Source organism: Parasulfuritortus cantonensis (assembly GCF_004337445.1).
Classification (GTDB): Bacteria; Pseudomonadota; Gammaproteobacteria; order Burkholderiales; family Thiobacillaceae; genus Parasulfuritortus; species Parasulfuritortus cantonensis.
Window position 1 is genome coordinate 16,410 of sequence record NZ_SJZB01000005.1, and the last position, 17,087, is coordinate 33,496.

The following is a 17,087-nucleotide window of genomic DNA, read 5'->3' on the forward strand; positions in this document are numbered from 1 at the left end:
GAATAGTTGGTTTCCTGCAACCCTTACGCGTACGCCCAATGCTCGACATCCTGCTCCTGCGCAAAGACCTCCAAGCCGTCGCCGACCGCCTCGCCAGCCGCGGCCTCACGCTCGACACCGCCCGCATCGCCGGGCTCGAAGCCGAACGCAAGGAAATCCAGACGGCGACCCAGGACCTGCAGTCGAAGCGCAACAGCCTGTCCAAGCAGATCGGCATCGCCAAGGGCAAGGGCGAGGACACGGCGCCGATCATGGCCGAAGTGGCCGGCCTGGGCGACGAGCTGAAGCGTATGGAGGAACGCCTGGAAGGCATCCAGGGCGAGCTCAACCAGATGCTCCTGACCATCCCCAACCTGCCGCACGAGAGCGTGCCGGTGGGCAGGAGCGAGACCGACAACGCCGAGGTGCGCCGGGTCGGCGAGCCGCGCCGTTTCGACTTCCCCGTGCGCGACCACGTCGACCTCGGCGAGGGACTGGACCTGCTCGACTTCGCCACCGCCGCCAAGATCGCCAGCGCACGCTTCGCCCTGATGCGCGGCGACCTGGCCCGGCTGCACCGCGCCCTGACCCAGTTCATGCTCGACACCCATACCCGCGAGCACGGCTACGAAGAGGTCTACGTCCCCTACCTCGTCAATGCCGACTCCATGCGCGGCACCGGCCAGTTGCCCAAGTTCGAGGAGGACCTCTTCAAGCTCTCGAACGGCATGTACCTGATCCCGACCGCCGAGGTGCCGGTGACCAACATCGTGCGCGACGAGATCATCGCGGGCGAGAACCTGCCCATCAAGCTGGTCGCCCACACCCCCTGCTTCCGCTCGGAGGCCGGCTCCTATGGCAAGGACACCCGGGGCATGATCCGCCAGCACCAGTTCGACAAGGTCGAGATGGTGCAATTCGTCCGCCCCGAGGATTCGTACGCGGCGCTGGAGGAACTCACCGGCCACGCCGAGGCGATCCTGCAGAAGCTCGGCCTGCCCTACCGCGTAGTCGCCCTGTGCACGGGCGACCTCGGCTTCTCGTCGGCCAAGACCTATGACCTGGAGGTCTGGCTGCCGGGCCAGAACACCTACCGGGAAATCTCCTCCTGTTCCAACTTCGAGGCCTTCCAGGCGCGCCGCATGCAGGCCCGCTACCGGGGCGAGAAGGGCAAGCCGGAACTGATCCACACCCTGAACGGTTCCGGCCTGGCGGTCGGCCGTACCCTGGTCGCGGTGCTGGAGAACTATCAGCAGGCCGACGGCAGCATCACCATCCCCGATGTCCTGCGGCCCTACATGGGCGGCATGGAGAAGCTGGTCGCCACCGACTGACCCGTCGCCTGGGCTGCCCGGACCGGAGCCGGCCGGCCCGATGCGCGGACCGGCGGGTCAGCTCTGGCCGGTGCTGGCCGTGGCGCGGGCGTAGACCGGCTCGAAGCGCTTCAGGATGTCGTAATAGATGCGCACGTTCTCGGTCAGTATCCTGGCCTCGCCGCCGCGTGCATAGCCGAGTCGCAGACGGTTCGTGTAGGTCGATTTCGCCAGCAGGGGCAGGACATCCTTGACGTCACGCCAGGCGTCCGGGTCCTTGTCCAGGCGTTGGGCCAGGCGCCGGGCGTCCTCGAGGTGGCCCATGCCGATGTTGTAGGCCGCCATCGCCATCCAGGTCCGGTCCGGGTCGGGGATGCGATCCGGCAACTGATCCTTGAGCATGGCCAGATAGCGGGCGCCGGCCAGGATGCTCTCGTCGGCGTTCAGGCGATTGCCGACGCCCATGCGGTCGGCCGTCTCGTTGGTGAGCATCATGATGCCGCGCACGCCGGTCGGCGACGTGGCCATGGCGTTCCACTGCGACTCCTGGTAGGCCAGGGCCGCAAGCAGCCGCCAATCCAGCCCGGTCGCGCCCTGGGCACGCTCGAAGTGCTCGCGCAGGCTGGGCAGCAGTTGGCCGCGCCGGGACAGGATGCCTTCCACGTCGGCCTCGTCGAGCCGTTTCAGGTGGCCGAAGTAGCGTTCCTTGAGGCGGTCGAGCCAGCCGTCGTGGCGGATGCTGACGAAGAAGTCCGCCACTGCCTGGCGCAACCGCATGTCGGCGTCCTTGGGCAGCACCCAGGCGATGTCCCGGCTTTCCGACAGATCCATGGCGACCGCCAGCTTCGGCCAGTAGTTCCAGACCACGTCGAAGGTGCTGGCGTCGGTCACCGTGCAGTCCGACAAGCCGTTGGCGACCCGTTCGAGCAGTTCCTCGGTCGAGGTGGTGTCGACCTCGACCCAACGCAGGTCGGGGAACGCCTGGCGCACCTCGAGCAGGCGCTCGGCGTGGCTGCTGCCCTGCACCACCTCGAGGCGGACGTCGGCCAACTGATCGAGGGAGGTGGGCAACTTGACGCCCGGGCCGCACACGACCAGTTCGCGTTCGCTGGCGTAGGCCGGGCCGAAACGCACGCGTCCGGCCCGCTCGCTGGTCACGGTCAGCCAACCGGCGGCCAGGTGGGCCTTGTCCATGACCATGCCGGCAATCAGGGAGCTGACGCTGTCGGCCACCTCGACCTTCAGATTCAGGCCCTGGCGGCGGGCGAATTCGGCGATCAGGTCATACTCGAAACCGGCCGGCTTGCCTTCGGCGTCCAGGTAATAGCTGGTCGGACTGGGCCGCGTCAGCACCACCAACTGCCGAGTGTCGTAGGGCGAGGCGAGCGGCAGCCAGGCCCAATAGGCCAGGGCGGCGGCGGCAACCGCCGCCAGCAGGCCCAGCCTGAAGGCGTTTCCGGCAAACAAATTCGGCAAGCGTCTCGTCAATCTCAATCCAAGCATGTAGAATGCGCCCCTCTTCCGGTGCGGCGGCCTGTCGGGCGACCGTCCGGAATCCCACGGAAAGGTGCCGGAGTGGTCGAACGGGCCGGACTCGAAATCCGGTGTACAGCTTGCTGTACCGTGGGTTCGAATCCCACCCTTTCCGCCATCCACCCCGTATTGCGACCGCGTCGCCGGGGCTGAGTTTCCGCACCAGGCATTCCTGCCGGTCCGGGCACCTTTCTCGCAAGGCCATGATAACCAAGCAAAACCCCTTACGTCATCGATTCAGGGGGTGGCAAAAAAACGGCGACTATCGCTAGTCGCCGTTTTGCTACGCAGAGTGGTGGGCGGTACTGGGATCGAACCAGTGGCTTCCACCGTGTGAAGGTGGCACTCTACCGCTGAGTTAACCGCCCGAGAGCCGCGCATTGTAATGATGGCGACCGATCCGGTCAAAGGCTTTTTCCGGAGGCCGTCGCATCCAGTAGAATGCGCATCTTTGCCGATTCCCTCTCCGTCATGATCCGCACCCGTTTCGCCCCCTCCCCCACCGGCTACCTGCATATCGGCGGCGTCCGCACCGCGCTGTTCTCCTGGGCCTATGCCCGCAAGTACGGCGGCCAGTTCGTGCTGCGCATCGAGGACACCGACCAGGAGCGCTCGACCCAGGCCTCGGTACAGGCCATCCTGGACGGGATGAAGTGGCTGGGCATCGACTGGGACGAAGGCCCCTACTACCAGATGGCGCGCCTGGACCGCTACAAGGCGATCGCCGACCAGCTCATCGCCGAAGGCAAGGCCTATTACTGCTACGCCAGCAAGGAAGAACTCGACGCCATGCGCGAGGCCCAGCGCGCGCGCGGCGAGAAGCCACGCTACGACGGCCGCTGGCGCCCCGAGGAAGGCAAGCTCCTGCCGGAACCGCCGGCCGGCGTCATCCCGGTGATCCGCTTCAAGACCCCGCATGAGGGCGAGGTCACCTTCGACGACCTCATCAAGGGCCCGATCACGGTCGCCAACGCCGAGCTCGACGACCTCGTCATCATGCGCGGCGACGGCGTGCCAACCTACAACTTCGGCGTCGTCATCGACGACTGGGACATGGGCATCACCCACGTCATCCGGGGCGACGACCACGTCAACAACACGCCGCGCCAGATCAACATCCTGCGCGCCCTGGGCGCCCCGGTGCCCTACTACGGCCACGTGCCGATGATCCTGGGCAACGACGGCGAGCGCCTGTCCAAGCGCCATGGCGCCGTCTCGGTGCTGCAATACCAGGAGGACGGCTATCTGCCCGAGGCGCTGCTCAACTACCTGGCCAGGCTCGGCTGGGGCCACGGCGACGCCGAGAAGTTCTCGGCCGCCGAATTCGTCGAGTGGTTCGACCTGGCCGGCGTCAGCCACGCCCCGGCGCGCTTCAACCAGGAAAAGCTGGCCTGGCTGAACCAGCAGTACATGAAGGAGGCCGAGCCGGCCCGCCTGGCCGAGCTGGTGCAACCCTTCCTGGCCGGCCAGGGCGTCGAGACCGCCGCCGGCCCGGAGCTCGCGGCCCTGATGCCGCTGCTGCGCGAGCGGGTCGGCACGGTCGAGGAACTGGCCGACGCCGCCCACATCTTCTACCGCCACGGCCTGCCCGCCGAGGCGGAGGTCAAGGCCAAGCTGGACCCCGCCGCGCTGCCCTGCCTCGAAGGCCTGCGCGCCACGCTCGCCGAGGTCGACTGGCAGGCCCCGGCAATCAACCAGCTGCTCAAGGACGGCGCCAAGGCGAGCGGACTGAAGATGGGCCAGATCGGCATCCCGCTGCGCCTGGTCCTGTTCGGCACCGCCCACACGCCTTCCATCGACGCCACCCTCGCCCTCCTCGGGCGCGCCGAGACGTTGCGCCGTTTCGACAGCGCCTGGCCCGCCGTCAAGGCAATGCTCTGAGACTGCCCCGCTTCGATTAAAATCGCCTTCCAGCGCATTACCGAATCAGGCACCACATCATGATGAAGCTGATCGCCTCCCCGACCAGCCCGTTTTCCCGCAAGGTCCGTATCGTCGCGGCCGAGAAGCACATCGAATACGAGCTGGTGGTCGACGCCCCCTGGGAGTCCGACAGCAAGGTGTCGGACTACAACCCGCTCGGCAAGGTGCCGGTCTGGGTGTTCGAGGATGGCAAGACCTTGTTCGATTCGCGCGTCATCGTCGAATACCTGGATAGCGTCAGCCCGGTCGGCCACCTGATCCCGACCGACCCGCGCGCGCGCATCGCCGTGAAGCGCTGCGAGGCGCTCGCCGACGGCATCGTCGACGCCGCCGTCCTCACCTATCTGGAACGCAAGCGGCCCGAGGTTCAGCAGAGCCAGGACTGGATCGACCACCAACTCGGCAAGGTGCGTGCCGGCCTGGCCGCCATGAGCCACGAGATGGGCATGGCCAACTGGTGCGTGGGCGATTCCTACACCCTGGCGGACATCGCGACCGGCTGCGCCCTGGGCTACCTCGACTTCCGCTTCCCTGAACTCGACTGGCGGCGCTCGCAGCCGCACCTGTCCGAGTATTTCGACCGCATCGTGCAGCGGCCGACCTTCAAGGACACCGTGCCGGTCGCCTGAGCGACCAGCCGGTCACACCACCCAGCGCGAGCGCAACATCAGGCGGTCCCGGCGCCGCTGCTTGCGCAGCCGGGCATCGCCGACCGTCACGGACGGGCCGGGCGCGCTGTCGATGGCGGCCAGGGCGGCGGCGAAGTTGCGTTCCCAGAGCCGGGCCGACTCCAGGCGCGCCGGGTCCGGGTGGCGGACGACGTGGCCGATCGACGGGTTGCTGTTGATCTCGTAGATCTGCGGCGTGCCCGCGACCAGCGCGTAGTCGACCCGGCCGTATTCGAGGTGGGCGGTCTCGAAGGCCCGCATCAGGACGTCGGCATGGCCATTCTCGGCGAGATTGGCCAGTTCCTCGCGATACAGCTCGCTCCCGGCCACGCCCTCGACGCCGTACTTCGCCGCCCAGCCGGTATCGTGCACGGCCAGGCTGGTGACGATGCGCGCGCCGACCCGGAAGGCGGCGTGCTTGCGGAACAGGTTATCCCGTATCGGCTCGGCGCAGTACTCGACGATCATGAGATCGCGTTCGGGATAGCCGGCGGCCAAGGCGGCCTCGATCGCCGCGGCCAAGGCCTCGGGCGCCGTGATCAGGCCGGTCAGCGGCCCGCGATGGGCGGCCTCGGTGCGCAGGAACACCGGCCAGCGGTCCACCGCGGCGGCCCGGCCGGGACGCCAGACCCGGAAGCGGTTGACGCCGGCGCCGTGCAGCCGTTCGAGCAGATCGAAGCGTCCGCAGAAGCGGCCGGGATCGTTGAGCACGGGCATGCCGTGGCCGGCGAGTTCGCGGTAGGCATGGGCCGCCAGTTCCAGTTCCCAGAAGCCGAGCCGGTCCATGTCCGTGAACAGCCAGGTCGCCCGGGGCAGGCGGCGGGCTCGGAACAGGGCGTCGTAGGACCACACCTGCACCTTCGGTGCGCCCGGATATTGGCTCAGGCTGCGATGGGTATCGCGCGGCCAGGTCATGACGATGCAGATCAAGTCGCAGTTCCCCCGATAGTCCGTCTCAGGTTGACGAGGGTAGCCAATGGTCGCGAAAATGGCCACTCTGACCATCATCGATGCCCGCCAGGAGGGGAATACCCATGAACAAGATCAAGCTCGACCCGACCAAGCTGTTCGGCTTCAAGATTCTCGGCCGGACCGAAGCCGGCGATCAGCAAGCCAGGATCGCCGCCAAGGTCGGGGGCAAACCGGTCATCCGTCTGGGCAGCAAGATCGGCAGCAAGGTGGGCAGCAAGCCGGTCGTCACCCTCCGCTGATCGTCCAGTCGGCGGCCACCCAGGAAGGCAGCCGGACGCGCTGCCTTTTTTATTTTCCAATCGAGCATGATGCAACCCGCAGGATTCGACTTCCGCTTCCCCCCGACGGTGCCCGCGCCCAGGTCATCGACCGCAAGGCACGCCTTTATCTGGCCGACAGCCTGCAGCACATCGTCGACCAATGTGCCGGCATCGTACCCTTCGATGCCGACGCCATTGCCCGCCTGATTGGCAACCTCCGGCTCGGCCTGCGCTATCCCCCCGCGGTGTGCGGCCTGTACTTCGAACTGGCGCTGGCCCTCATGGACGAGCATTACGACGAAGCCGTACCGCTCTTCCGCCTGCTCGCGGAGGAGGCCCCGGTCGGCGCCCCGTTCCGCCTGGTGGCCCTGGGCGGGCCGGAAATCGCCCGCCACAGCGAACGCTACGCCGCGCTCATGGACAGCGACCCGCTCATGTCCTTCGCCATGCTGCCGCCGGATTCGGCCACGGAACACGACTTCCGCGTCCGCTTCGAACGCGGCTACCGCCTGCTCAGCCAGGCGATCCCGGACCTGGCGGCCGAGTTCGCCGGCCTGGTCTGCGAGGTGTGCATGGTGGTGGGCGATTCGCAGGCCGCCATGCAGTTCGACGGCGGCTCGTCCTACATGCTCTGGGGCGGCCTGTTCCTGAACGCCGCCTCGCATGACACCGACGTGGCCATGGTCGAGGTCCTCGCGCACGAGTCCGGCCACAGTCTGCTGTTCGGCTACGCGCTGGACGAACCCCTGGTGGAGAACGCCGACGACGAGTTGTTCAAGTCGCCTCTGCGCCACGATCCGCGGCCGATGGACGGCATCTACCACGCCACCTACGTGTCGGCCCGCATGCACTGGGCCATGTCCCGCCTGCTCGACTCCGGCTGTCTGGACGCGGCCGGCCGCGCCGAGGCGCAGGCCGCGCGCGACCGGGATCGGGAGCACTTCGAGGCCGGCTACGCCGTGGTGGCGGAATTCGGCCTGCTCACGGAGACCGGCCGGGCGGTCATGGCCGGGGCGCGTGCCTACATGGACGGCGTCGCCTGAGCCCGGCTCAGACGATCACGCCGCCACCCAGGCAGGTTTCGCCGTCGTATAGGACCACCGACTGGCCGGGCGTGACGGCCCATTGCGGCGCGTCGAAACTCAGGCGCAGGCGGCCGTCCGCAAGCCCGGTGACCGTGCAGGCGGCGTCCTGCTGGCGGTAGCGGGTCTTGGCGCCGTAGCGGCGGCCGACCTCCGGCGCCGGACCGATCCAGCTGAGATCGTCCGCCTCCAACTGCGCGCTGAGCAGGAGCGGATGCTCGTGGCCCTGGACGACGATCAGTTCGTTGGCCGCCATGTCCTTGCCGGCGACGAACCAGGGCACGCCCTCCTCGGCCCACTTGATGCCGCCGATGCCCAGGCCCTGGCGCTGGCCCAGCGTGTAATACATCAGGCCCTGATGCCGCCCCACCGCCTTGCCCTCCGGCGTGCGCATGACGCCCGGCTGGATGGGCATGTAGCGCTGCAGGAACTCCCGGAACGGCCGCTCGCCGATGAAACAGATGCCGGTGCTGTCCTTCTTGGCCGCCACTGGCAGACCGGCCTCGCGCGCCAGCCGGCGCACCTCCGGCTTCTCCAGGTCGCCGAGCGGGAACAGCGCCTTGTCGATCTGCTCCTGGTTCAGGCGGTACAGGAAGTAGCTCTGGTCCTTGTTGGCGTCGACCGCCTTGAGCAGCCGGCGCTGCGGGCAATCTCCCGCCAGGCGGGCGTAGTGGCCGGTCGCCAGGTGGTCGGCGTTGAGGCTCAGGGCGTGCTCGAGGAAGGCCTTGAACTTGATCTCGGCATTGCACAGGACGTCCGGGTTGGGCGTCCGGCCGGCGCGGTATTCGGCCAGGAAATAGGCGAACACCCGGTCCTGGTACTCGCGCGCGAAATTGACCAGCTCGATCTCGATGCCGAGGACGTCGCCGATGGCCAGGACGTCGAGGAAATCCTGACGCGCCGGACAATCGGGGTCGTTGTCGTCGGCCTCCCAGTTCTTCATGAACACGCCGACCACGTCGTGGCCCTGGCGTTTCAGCAGCCAGGCGGTGACGGCGGAATCGACGCCGCCCGACAGGCCGACGACGATCCGGCTCACTGCAGGTGCGGGAACTCGTTGATCAGGTCGAGCGGGAAACGGCGGCCGGACTGGTAATCGGCGACGCATTGGTCGACGAACGGGCTGCGGTGGCGCATGCGCGACTCGGCGATCTCCGTGGGGGTCATCCAGACCGCACGCAGGATGCCTTCGTCCAGACGGGCGGCCGGATCATAGCCGGACACCGTGCCGGTGAAGGCGAAACGCAGGTAGGTGCGGTTCTTGGTGGGATGGCGCCAGTGGTAGATGCCGAGCAGGCCGTCCGGCTCGAAATAGTGGGCCGTCTCCTCGAACATCTCGCGGCGCACCGCGACCAGGAGCGATTCGCCCTCTTCCAGGTGCCCAGCCGGCTGGTTGAACAGGATGCCGCTGTCGGTCTGTTCCTCGACCAGCAGGAAGCGACCATCCTGTTCGACCACGGCTGCCACGACGACGTGCGGTTTCCAGACTTCCTTCATATCGGCTTACCCCAAAGGTCATAATCATCGGAACGGGTGATTCTAACTCGCACCAGGTCGCCCGGATGCAATCCGCGGCCTTGGGCGATGTGGACGACGCCGTCGATCTCCGGGGCGTCGGCATAGGAACGCGCCACGGCGCGGCCGCCGGCGACTTCGTCGACCAGCACGGTCAGCTCGCGGCCGCGGCGCTGGCGCAGCTTGGCCGCGCTGATATCGGCGGCGACGTCCATGAAGCGGGCCAGGCGGTCCTGCTTGACGTCCTCGTCGACCGGGTCCGGCAGGGCGTTGGCGGCGGCCCCCTCGACCGGCGAATAGGCGAAGGCGCCGACCCGGTCCAGCTGCGCCGCCTCCAGGAAATCGAGCAACTCGTCGAAATCGTCCTCGGTCTCGCCCGGGAAGCCGACGATGAAGGTGCTGCGGATGGCGATGTCCGGACAGACCTCGCGCCAGCGCTCGATCCGGCGCAGGGTGTGCTCGATGTCGCCGGGCCGCTTCATGGCCTTGAGGATGCGCGGGCTGGCGTGCTGGAACGGCACGTCCAGGTAAGGCAGCACCTTGCCCTCGGCCATCATGGGCACGACGTCGTCGACGCTCGGATACGGATAGACGTAGTGCAGGCGCAGCCAGACGCCCAGCTTGGCCAGTTCGTCGACCAGTTCCGTCATCCGGGTCTTCACCGGACGGCCGTTCCAGAAGCCGGTGCGGTACTTGACGTCGACGCCGTAGGCGCTGGTGTCCTGGGAGATGATGAGGAGTTCCTTCACGCCGGCCTTGACCAGGCCTTCCGCCTCGGCCAATACCTCGCCGACCGGCCGCGACACCAGGTCGCCGCGCAGGCTGGGGATGATGCAGAAGGTGCAACGGTGGTTGCAGCCCTCGGAGATCTTCAGCCAGGCATAGTGCCGGGGCGTCAGCTTGAGGCCGCCGGGCGGGATCAGGTCGGTATAGGGGTCGTGCGGCCGGGCCAGGTGCTCGTGCACGGCGCCCATGACCGCCTCGGTGGCATGCGGGCCGGTCACCGCGAGGACGTTGGGATGGGCGTCCCGGATCACCGATTCGCGGGCGCCCAGGCAACCGGTGACGATCACCTTGCCGTTCTCGCGCAAGGCCTCGCCGATGGTCTCCAGGCTCTCGGCCACGGCCTCGTCGATGAAACCGCAGGTGTTCACCACCACGAGATCGGCATCGTCGTAGCTCGGCACGATCAGGTAACCCTCGGCACGAAGCTGGGTCAGGATGCGTTCCGAATCGAAGGTGTTCTTGGGACAGCCCAGGCTGACGAAGCCGACTTTTCCGATTTCTTTCATGGTGTCGTGGTGTTGGCCGCAGGCGTCCTCGGGGTTCGGATGCGCATGATGAGGGCATGCGCGGATTCGTACAAGGACAGCATGGCGGGCAGCCAGAGCAGGGCGACGAAGGTCGTGGCGGCGAGGCCGAAGGTGATGCTGGTGGCCATCGGGATCAGGAACTGGGCCTGCAGGGAGCGCTCCATCATCAGGCTGGACAGGCCACCGATGGTGGTCAGCGAGGTGAGCAGGATGGCGCGCAGGCGCAGGCAGGCGGCGTTGATCAGGGCGTCGCGCACGCCGATGCCCTTGTCGCGCTCGTGGCGGTAGAACTCGACCAGGACGATGGAATCGTTGACCACGATGCCGGACAGGCCGAACAGCCCGAACATCGACAGGACGGTGAGGTCGATGCCCATCAGCCAGTGGCCTAGGATGGCGCCGCCGAGGCCGAATGGGATGGCCAGCATGATGATCAGGGGCCAGCCGTAGTGGGCGAACACCCAGGCCAGGATCAGGTAGATGAGGGACAGGCCGAGGACGAGGCCGACCTTCATGTCGGCCATGGTCTCGCGCTGGTCCGCGGCACGGCCTTCGAACGACCAGTGCAAGCCGTACTTGGCCACCATGGCCGGCAGGGTGTCGCTGGCCAGGCCGTTGAGGATGTCGTTGCTGTTGCCCTGGCCGGGCTGGACCGAGGCACTCACCTCCACCGCCAGGGCCGTCTCGGCATGGCGTAGGGCCTCGAAACCCTGATGGGTGCGCCAGGTGGCGACGCTGGCCAAGGGCACCCACTCGCCGGTCGGGGCGCGCACGGTCATGCGGTCGAGCAGCGCCAGGCTGGCGCGCTCCCCGGCCGGCAGGCTGACCCGTACCTCCATCTCGTCCGGACCATCCTGGAACAGCTGGACCAGGCGCCCGTCCAGGGCGGCGCGCAACTGGCGCGACAGCTCCTCGACCGTGAAGCCCATGGCCTGGCCCGACGGGGTCAGGCCGAACAGCCATTGCTCGCGCCCGTACGGCATGTCGTCCTGGATGCCGTAGACGCCCGGGATCTGGCGCAGCACGCCCTGCAGATCGAGGGCTGCGTGCTTGAGCGTGGCGGCATCGCGGCCGCCCAGGCGCACGACGATGTCGCTGCCGGGCGGACCGCCGCGCCGCTCGCTGACCACGAAGCTTTCGATCCCGGCCGGCTGGCGGATGCGCGCCTCCCAGGCCTTGATGAAGTCGGCGGTGCGGACGTCGCGGTCGTCCGGTGGCGTCAGTTCGACGAACAGGGTGCCGAACTGGTCGCCCTGGCGCGTGCCCAGTTCGCCCGACAGGGTGCCGCTCTTGGCCACCGCCTGCTGGATCAGGCGGCTGCCGTAGGCCTTCTCGGTGGCGTCCAGGCTGCGCCGAAGCTCGCCCAGGAAGGCATCGACGCGTTCCCGCGGGGTACCGCTGGCGAAGGTGACGTTGGCGTAGAGCACCTGGGGTTCCGGGGTCGGGAAGAAGGTGAACTTGACCCGCCCGCCGGCCAGCAGGCCGACCGTCAGGATCAGCAGGGAGACACCCAGGACCACGGTGGCGCCGCGCCAGTCGACGGCCAGGGTGACGAGACGCCGGAAGGGGCCGTCGCGGAAGCGGTCGAACTTGTCCTCCAGCCAGCGGCGCAGGCGGTAGCCGCTCTTGGCGGGGTCGTGCACGAAGGCATCGCGCAGGTGCGCCGGCAGGATGAAGAAGCACTCGACCACGGAGGCGAGCAGGACGCAGATCATGATGAACGGGATGTCGAACATGATCTTGCCGATCGGGCCGCTCACCATCATCAGGGGCAGGAAGGCCGCCACCGTCGTCAGGCTGGAGGCGATCACCGGCCAGAACATGCGCCGGGCACCGCCTTCCGAGGCGAGCATGGCCGCTTCGCCCATGCGGTGGTGGGCGTAGGCGTCCTCACCGACCACGATGGCGTCGTCGACGATCACGCCCAGGGCCATGATGAGTGCGAACAGGCTGATCATGTTGATCGAGCCCCCGGCCAGCCAGAGCGCCGCCAGGGTGGCCAGGAAGGCGGTCGGGATGCCCATCGCCACCCACAGGGTGACGCGGGCGTTGAGGAACAGCAGCAGGATGGCGACCACCACGGCGAGGCCCATGGCGCCGTTCTTGAGCAGGAGCGAGATGCGTTCCTCGATCAGGCTCCAGGTCTCGTCATAGACCGCCACCTCGATGTTCTTGGGCAGCTTCGGCCGCGTCTCGGCCAGCCAGCCGTTGAACAGCTCGGCCGCCTTCAGGGAGTTGCCGGCCTCGGCGCGCTGGAGCAGCAGTTCCACCGCCGGCTTGCCGTTCACCTCCAGGAAGATGCCGTGCTCGCGCGGCAACTGGCGGATGGTCGCCACCTGGCCCAGCTCGATCCGGCTGCCCGATTCGGTCACCAGCGGCAGGTCGCGGTAGTCGCGCGGGTCCTTGCGCAGGTTGACGCCGCGCACGTCGCGCTCTACTTCGCCGCTGCCGACCCGCCCGGCCGGGATGTCGCGGTTCTCCTGGGCCAGGCGGGCGCCCACCTGGTCCAGGCTGAGCCCCAGGCGCTCCAGTTCGGCGGAGGGAATCTCGATACGGATCTCCTCGTCCGGCATGCCGATCAGGTCGACCTTGTCGATGCCGCGGTCGAGCAGCTCGCGCTCGAAGCGGTGCGCGAGGACGCGCAACTCGTCCGGATTGGCGCCCGACACCAGCATGCGGGCAATCGGCTCGTAGCGGAACACCCTGGCGATGTCCGGCTTCTCGGCGTCGGCCGGCATGTTGCGGAACTCGGTGACCGCCTGCTTGACCTCGTCCAGGGCGGTGACCGGATCGGTCCCTTCCTTGAATTCCAGGCTGATCGAGGCCACCCCTGGCTGGACGTCGAGGTCAGCTTGTCGAGGCCGGCGACCGTCTTGAGCTTCTGTTCGAGGGGCGTGACGATGCCCTCCTCGACGTCCTCCGAAGCCGCCCCGCGCCACTCGACGCGCGCCGTGACCACGTCCAGGCTGAAGTTGGGGAAGAACTGGACGTTGAGCCGGCTGGTCGCGAACAGGCCGGCCAGGATGAGGATGAACATGAGCAGGTTGGCCGCCACCGGGTGGTGGACGAAGGTGCCCAGCAGGTCGTTCTTGCGGGCCTCCCGGGGGCGTGCTTCATTGCCCGGCGACCTCGACCTTGAGTCCGGTGACCGCGTTGGGCAGGTGCGTGGTCATGACCCGGTCACCCCGGGCGAGCGGCCCGCGCACCAGCAGCATCGGCCGTTCCCCGGCCTGCTCGCCGAGCACCTCGACCGGCACGGCGGCCAGGCGGCCCGCCTCGACCCGGTAGACCACCCGGTTGTTGTAGATGGCGCCGTACGGGATGGCGACCACATCGGCCATCGGCGGCCGGGTCAGCTCGACGGTGAGCAGGCTGCCCAGGCGCAGCGCCGGATCCCCCTCGACGACCCGGAAGAAGCCGTCCAGGCCGCGCGTGTCGGCGGCCGCCGCGGCGCGCTCCAGGCGCAGCTTCACGGTCGCCTGGCCGAGCTTGGCGACCGCACCGGGGTGCTGGCCGCCGGCCAGCAGGGCGAGGAGTTCCTCCTGGTAGTTGGCCGGGATCTTGGCGCGCACTTCCAGGGCGTCCGCGGGGTACAGCGAGATCAGCACCTGGCCGGTATTGACCTGGTCGCCCTCGGCCACCATGACCTTGGCGACGTAGCCGGCGAACGGCGCCGTGACCCGGCTGCGCTCCATGGCCAGGCGGGCCTGGTCGAGGTTGGCGCGCGCCTGCACCAGGCGGGCCTGCAGCTGGGCCAGGCGCGCCGCGTGGTCGCTGATGGTGAGTTCCCGGCTGCGCAGCGTGATCTGCTGCTTGGACAGGTTGGCCCGGCTCTGGTCCACCGCCGCCTGGGAGTAGAAGTTCTCCTTCTGCAGGCGCTCGAAGCGCGCCAGGTCGGCACTGGCGAAATCGAGCAGCTTGCGTTCCTGGTCGAGCTGGTCGAGATCGGCGGCGTGGCGCAGGTTCTCGCTCCGGATCGACGCCTCGAGTTCGTCGACGGCACCGCGCGCCTGCTCCACCTTGGGCTGGAAGTCGCGCGCATCGAGGACCACCAGCGGGGTCCCCTTGGCCACCACCTGGCCTTCCCGGACCGGCACCCGGGCAACGCGCCCGAAGCCGGGCGCCGCCGCCTGCGTGAACTCGGGGCTCTCGACCTTGCCGTTCAGGGTCAGGGTCGGGCTGTAGGCCCCGGGGCGGCGGTCAGGGTGTCGATACGCCAACTCGGCTCCTTGGCCGGCACCGGGACGGATTGCGGCCGGGTCGCCCGCAGGGTGGCGAATCCGCCCACCCCGAGCGCCACGAACAGCACCGGGAGCAGCAGCTTGCGCTTGTCCATGAACGGCCGCTCAGGACAACTCGACCCAGATCCGGCCCTGCTCGGACTTCACCGGATAGGTCCGCAGCGGGCAGTCGGCGGGCTCGTTCAGGGGCCGGCCGTCGGCGAGGCTGAAATAACTGCCGTGCAGCGAACACTTGATCGTGTCGCCCTTGATGCAGCCGAACCAGAGCGAATAGTCCTCGTGGCTGCACATCTCGTCGACACAGTAATGGCCACTCTCGGCGCGGCAGAGCAGCAGCTTGCGGCCACCCGCCTCGACCCGCTTCATCTGGTTGACCTGCAGTTCCCCGTCCTCGGCGATCGCTTGCCAGACCATCACTTCACCCGCGCCAGGGCCTTGCCGGAATCGAGCGCGGCACGAGCCATGTCGGCGCCCTCCGGGAGCGACTTGGCCCGCCCCAGGTGGTGCATCACCAGGGCCGCGGTCAACACCAGGGTGTCGTAGGTGGCGCCCTTGTTGCCGGCCAGGGCTTCCAGGCCGGCCTCGGCGGCCGCCCGTGCGGTGGCCTGGACGTCGACCATGATGGCGACCTCGTCACCCTCGCGCTCGGACTTCGGCAGGTCGTCGGGCAGGGCCACGGCACGCACGCTCTGGCTGATGCCGAGCGCGGCCGGGTCGATGTCGAACTCGACCTCCTCGGCCTTGTTCTGGTAGGCGCTGTACTTCCCGGCCTGGCGCAGGCTGGGCATGATCCCGCCCTCGACGCCGCGGATGATCAGGGCGGAATCGAAGCCGGCGTGGCGGGCGAGCTGGGCGTAGATGGGCGGATACGGCTTGTGCACGTAGCCGGTGACGAAGTGGGTGTGCTTGCGCCCGGCGATCGGCATCGCCTCGGTCTCCACGGTGGTCACCGCCTGACGCTTGATCATGCGCTGGCGCAAGGGCAGCAGGTCGTGCAGGCGCGGGCAGAAGCGCGACTGGTCGACGTAGGCCCAGCCCTTGGCCGGGTCGGCCAGGCGGGCGGCGGCCTCGACCGGCCCGAGATCGACGTCGACGCCGGCGGCACGCAGGACGTGGCGGGCGGTGACGCCGTATTTCGGCCCGACCGCCTCGAGGCCATGGTTGACCGCCGCCACGCCCAGTTCGGCGAGCAACACCGGCAGGAAGGGTGCGGCCGGCAGACAACGGTTGTAGCCGTCGTAGGGATCGGCGATGTCGACCACGTCGTCTACCTCGGCGACGATGCGCTCGGTGGAGGCCAGGATGGCGTCCAGGATGCCCTTGAACTCGTCCATGGTCTCCCGCTTCATGCGCAGGGCGATGAAGAAGATGGCCGCCTGGACCGGATCGACGTCGCCATCCAGGATCGCCTGCATGCCGATCGCCGCCTCTTCCCGGCTGATGTTCTTGGACAGCTCAGGGCCGGTGGCGATGCGCTGGATGATGGAATGCATGACCTTTTGCGGGTCCAGGGCGGCTTGGTTCATTAGCGACTCCTTAAGTGATGCGGCAGAATATTTTTGTCGGCAGGGGGCGTCAACCGTAATGGCGCCAGGGCCGTCAATTCGGCTCCAGCTTGCGGTACAAGGTCCGTTCGCTGATGCCCAGCGCTTCGGCCAGCGCCTTCTTGTCGCCGCCCTTCTGCTCCAGCGCCCAGCGCACGTAATTCCGTTCCGCCTCGTCCAGCGGCACGATGGCCGGCTGCTTGTCCGGCATGGCCGCCGGTAGCGGCGCGAGGTCTTCGGGCAGCTGCTCGGGGCCGATGCTGTCGCCGTCGCTGAGCAGCACGGCCCGCTCCAGGATGTTACGCAGTTCCCGGATGTTGCCCGGGAAACCGTAGGCCATGAGGCGCTCGAAGGCGCCCGGCGCCAGGTGCAGCGTCCGTTCCGGCGCCAGACGCTGGAGCAGGTTCTCGACCAGTACCCCCAGGTCCTCGCGGCGTTCGCGCAGGGCCGGCAGGTGGATGGGAAAGGCCGAGATGCGGTAATAGAGGTCGCGCCGGAAGGTGCCCGCCTCGACCATCTCCTTGACCCCGCGATGGGTCGCGGCGACCAGGCGGAAATCGGCGCGCAGGGTTTCCACCCCGCCCACCCGGCGGAAGGTGCCGGTTTCCAGCAGGCGCAGCAGCTTGACCTGCAGACTGAGCGGAATATCGCCCAGCTCGTCAAGGAACAGGGTGCCGCCGGCCGCCGCCTCGACCAGGCCGATCTTGCGCTGGGTCGCCCCCGTGAAGGCGCCCTTCTCATAGC

15 protein-coding genes, 2 tRNA genes and 1 pseudogene are annotated in these 17,087 nt (G+C 68.2%); 6 read left to right on the plus strand and 12 right to left on the minus strand.

Annotation, left to right across the window (positions count from 1 at the left end):
- Positions 1–38 precede the first annotated feature (38 nt).
- The gene (gene serS / locus EZJ19_RS01175; protein WP_131444477.1) at positions 39–1,313 is read left to right on the plus strand and encodes a serine--tRNA ligase; all 1,275 of its coding nucleotides are present in this window, start codon (positions 39–41) and stop codon (positions 1,311–1,313) included.
- 57 nt (positions 1,314–1,370) lie between these two features.
- On the opposite strand, the gene mltF is transcribed toward serS, so the two are convergent.
- The gene (gene mltF / locus EZJ19_RS01180; RefSeq protein WP_165873414.1) at positions 1,371–2,768 is read right to left on the minus strand and encodes a membrane-bound lytic murein transglycosylase MltF; all 1,398 of its coding nucleotides are present in this window, start codon (positions 2,766–2,768) and stop codon (positions 1,371–1,373) included.
- 85 nt (positions 2,769–2,853) lie between these two features.
- Here mltF and EZJ19_RS01185 point away from each other — a divergent pair.
- A tRNA-Ser gene (locus EZJ19_RS01185) sits at positions 2,854–2,943 on the plus strand.
- A 175-nt stretch (positions 2,944–3,118) separates the two neighbouring features.
- On the opposite strand, the gene EZJ19_RS01190 is transcribed toward EZJ19_RS01185, so the two are convergent.
- Positions 3,119–3,193: transfer RNA gene (locus EZJ19_RS01190), tRNA-Val, on the minus strand.
- 103 nt (positions 3,194–3,296) lie between these two features.
- On the opposite strand from EZJ19_RS01190, the gene gltX reads away from it, so the two are divergent.
- Positions 3,297–4,706, plus strand: coding sequence for a glutamate--tRNA ligase (gltX, locus tag EZJ19_RS01195; protein ID WP_131444488.1), 1,410 nt, complete (start codon positions 3,297–3,299; stop codon positions 4,704–4,706).
- Positions 4,707–4,765: 59 nt separating this feature from the next.
- Complete coding sequence (locus EZJ19_RS01200; protein ID WP_338069404.1) at positions 4,766–5,377, plus strand: glutathione S-transferase; 612 nt, start codon at positions 4,766–4,768, stop codon at positions 5,375–5,377.
- 12 nt (positions 5,378–5,389) lie between these two features.
- Here the strand turns inward: EZJ19_RS01200 and EZJ19_RS01205 are convergent, their stop codons facing one another.
- Positions 5,390–6,346, minus strand: a complete 957-nt coding sequence (locus EZJ19_RS01205; RefSeq protein ID WP_131444479.1) for a hypothetical protein — start codon at positions 6,344–6,346, stop codon at positions 5,390–5,392.
- 104 nt (positions 6,347–6,450) lie between these two features.
- Here EZJ19_RS01205 and EZJ19_RS15720 point away from each other — a divergent pair, with 104 nt between their 5' ends.
- Together EZJ19_RS15720 and EZJ19_RS01210 are read left to right on the plus strand one after the other, a co-directional pair.
- On the plus strand, positions 6,451–6,627 hold the full coding sequence (locus EZJ19_RS15720) for a hypothetical protein (protein ID WP_165873415.1): 177 nt from the start codon (positions 6,451–6,453) through the stop codon (positions 6,625–6,627).
- Positions 6,628–6,893: 266 nt separating this feature from the next.
- The gene (locus EZJ19_RS01210; protein WP_131444480.1) at positions 6,894–7,691 is read left to right on the plus strand and encodes an aKG-HExxH-type peptide beta-hydroxylase; all 798 of its coding nucleotides are present in this window, start codon (positions 6,894–6,896) and stop codon (positions 7,689–7,691) included.
- Positions 7,692–7,698: 7 nt separating this feature from the next.
- Here EZJ19_RS01210 and mnmA read toward each other — a convergent pair whose 3' ends face one another.
- The 9 genes and pseudogenes from mnmA to EZJ19_RS01250 form a co-directional block, all read right to left on the minus strand.
- Complete coding sequence (mnmA, locus tag EZJ19_RS01215) at positions 7,699–8,769, minus strand: tRNA 2-thiouridine(34) synthase MnmA (protein WP_240754612.1); 1,071 nt, start codon at positions 8,767–8,769, stop codon at positions 7,699–7,701.
- Complete coding sequence (locus tag EZJ19_RS01220; RefSeq protein WP_131444482.1) at positions 8,766–9,227, minus strand: NUDIX hydrolase; 462 nt, start codon at positions 9,225–9,227, stop codon at positions 8,766–8,768. Before EZJ19_RS01220 ends, mnmA begins: the two co-directional genes overlap by 4 nt.
- Positions 9,224–10,537, minus strand: coding sequence for a 30S ribosomal protein S12 methylthiotransferase RimO (gene rimO, locus EZJ19_RS01225; RefSeq protein ID WP_131444483.1), 1,314 nt, complete (start codon positions 10,535–10,537; stop codon positions 9,224–9,226). Before rimO ends, EZJ19_RS01220 begins: the two co-directional genes overlap by 4 nt.
- Positions 10,534–13,595, minus strand: a pseudogene (locus tag EZJ19_RS01230) (efflux RND transporter permease subunit). The gene rimO and the pseudogene EZJ19_RS01230 overlap by 4 nt, the downstream one beginning before the upstream one ends.
- Before the next feature lie 76 nt (positions 13,596–13,671).
- On the minus strand, positions 13,672–14,778 hold the full coding sequence (locus EZJ19_RS01235) for an efflux RND transporter periplasmic adaptor subunit (protein WP_131444484.1): 1,107 nt from the start codon (positions 14,776–14,778) through the stop codon (positions 13,672–13,674).
- Positions 14,727–14,894, minus strand: a complete 168-nt coding sequence (locus tag EZJ19_RS15725; RefSeq protein WP_165873416.1) for a hypothetical protein — start codon at positions 14,892–14,894, stop codon at positions 14,727–14,729. The genes EZJ19_RS01235 and EZJ19_RS15725 overlap by 52 nt, the downstream gene beginning before the upstream one ends.
- A gap of 10 nt (positions 14,895–14,904) precedes the next feature.
- A complete protein-coding gene (locus tag EZJ19_RS01240) occupies positions 14,905–15,213 on the minus strand; it encodes a non-heme iron oxygenase ferredoxin subunit (protein WP_131444485.1) in 309 nt (102 codons plus the stop codon).
- Positions 15,213–16,325, minus strand: coding sequence for an anthranilate phosphoribosyltransferase (locus EZJ19_RS01245; RefSeq protein WP_131444486.1), 1,113 nt, complete (start codon positions 16,323–16,325; stop codon positions 15,213–15,215). Before EZJ19_RS01245 ends, EZJ19_RS01240 begins: the two co-directional genes overlap by 1 nt.
- 73 nt (positions 16,326–16,398) lie before the next feature.
- On the minus strand, positions 16,399–17,087 hold a 689-nt coding region (locus tag EZJ19_RS01250; RefSeq protein ID WP_131444487.1), incomplete at its 5' end, for a sigma 54-interacting transcriptional regulator.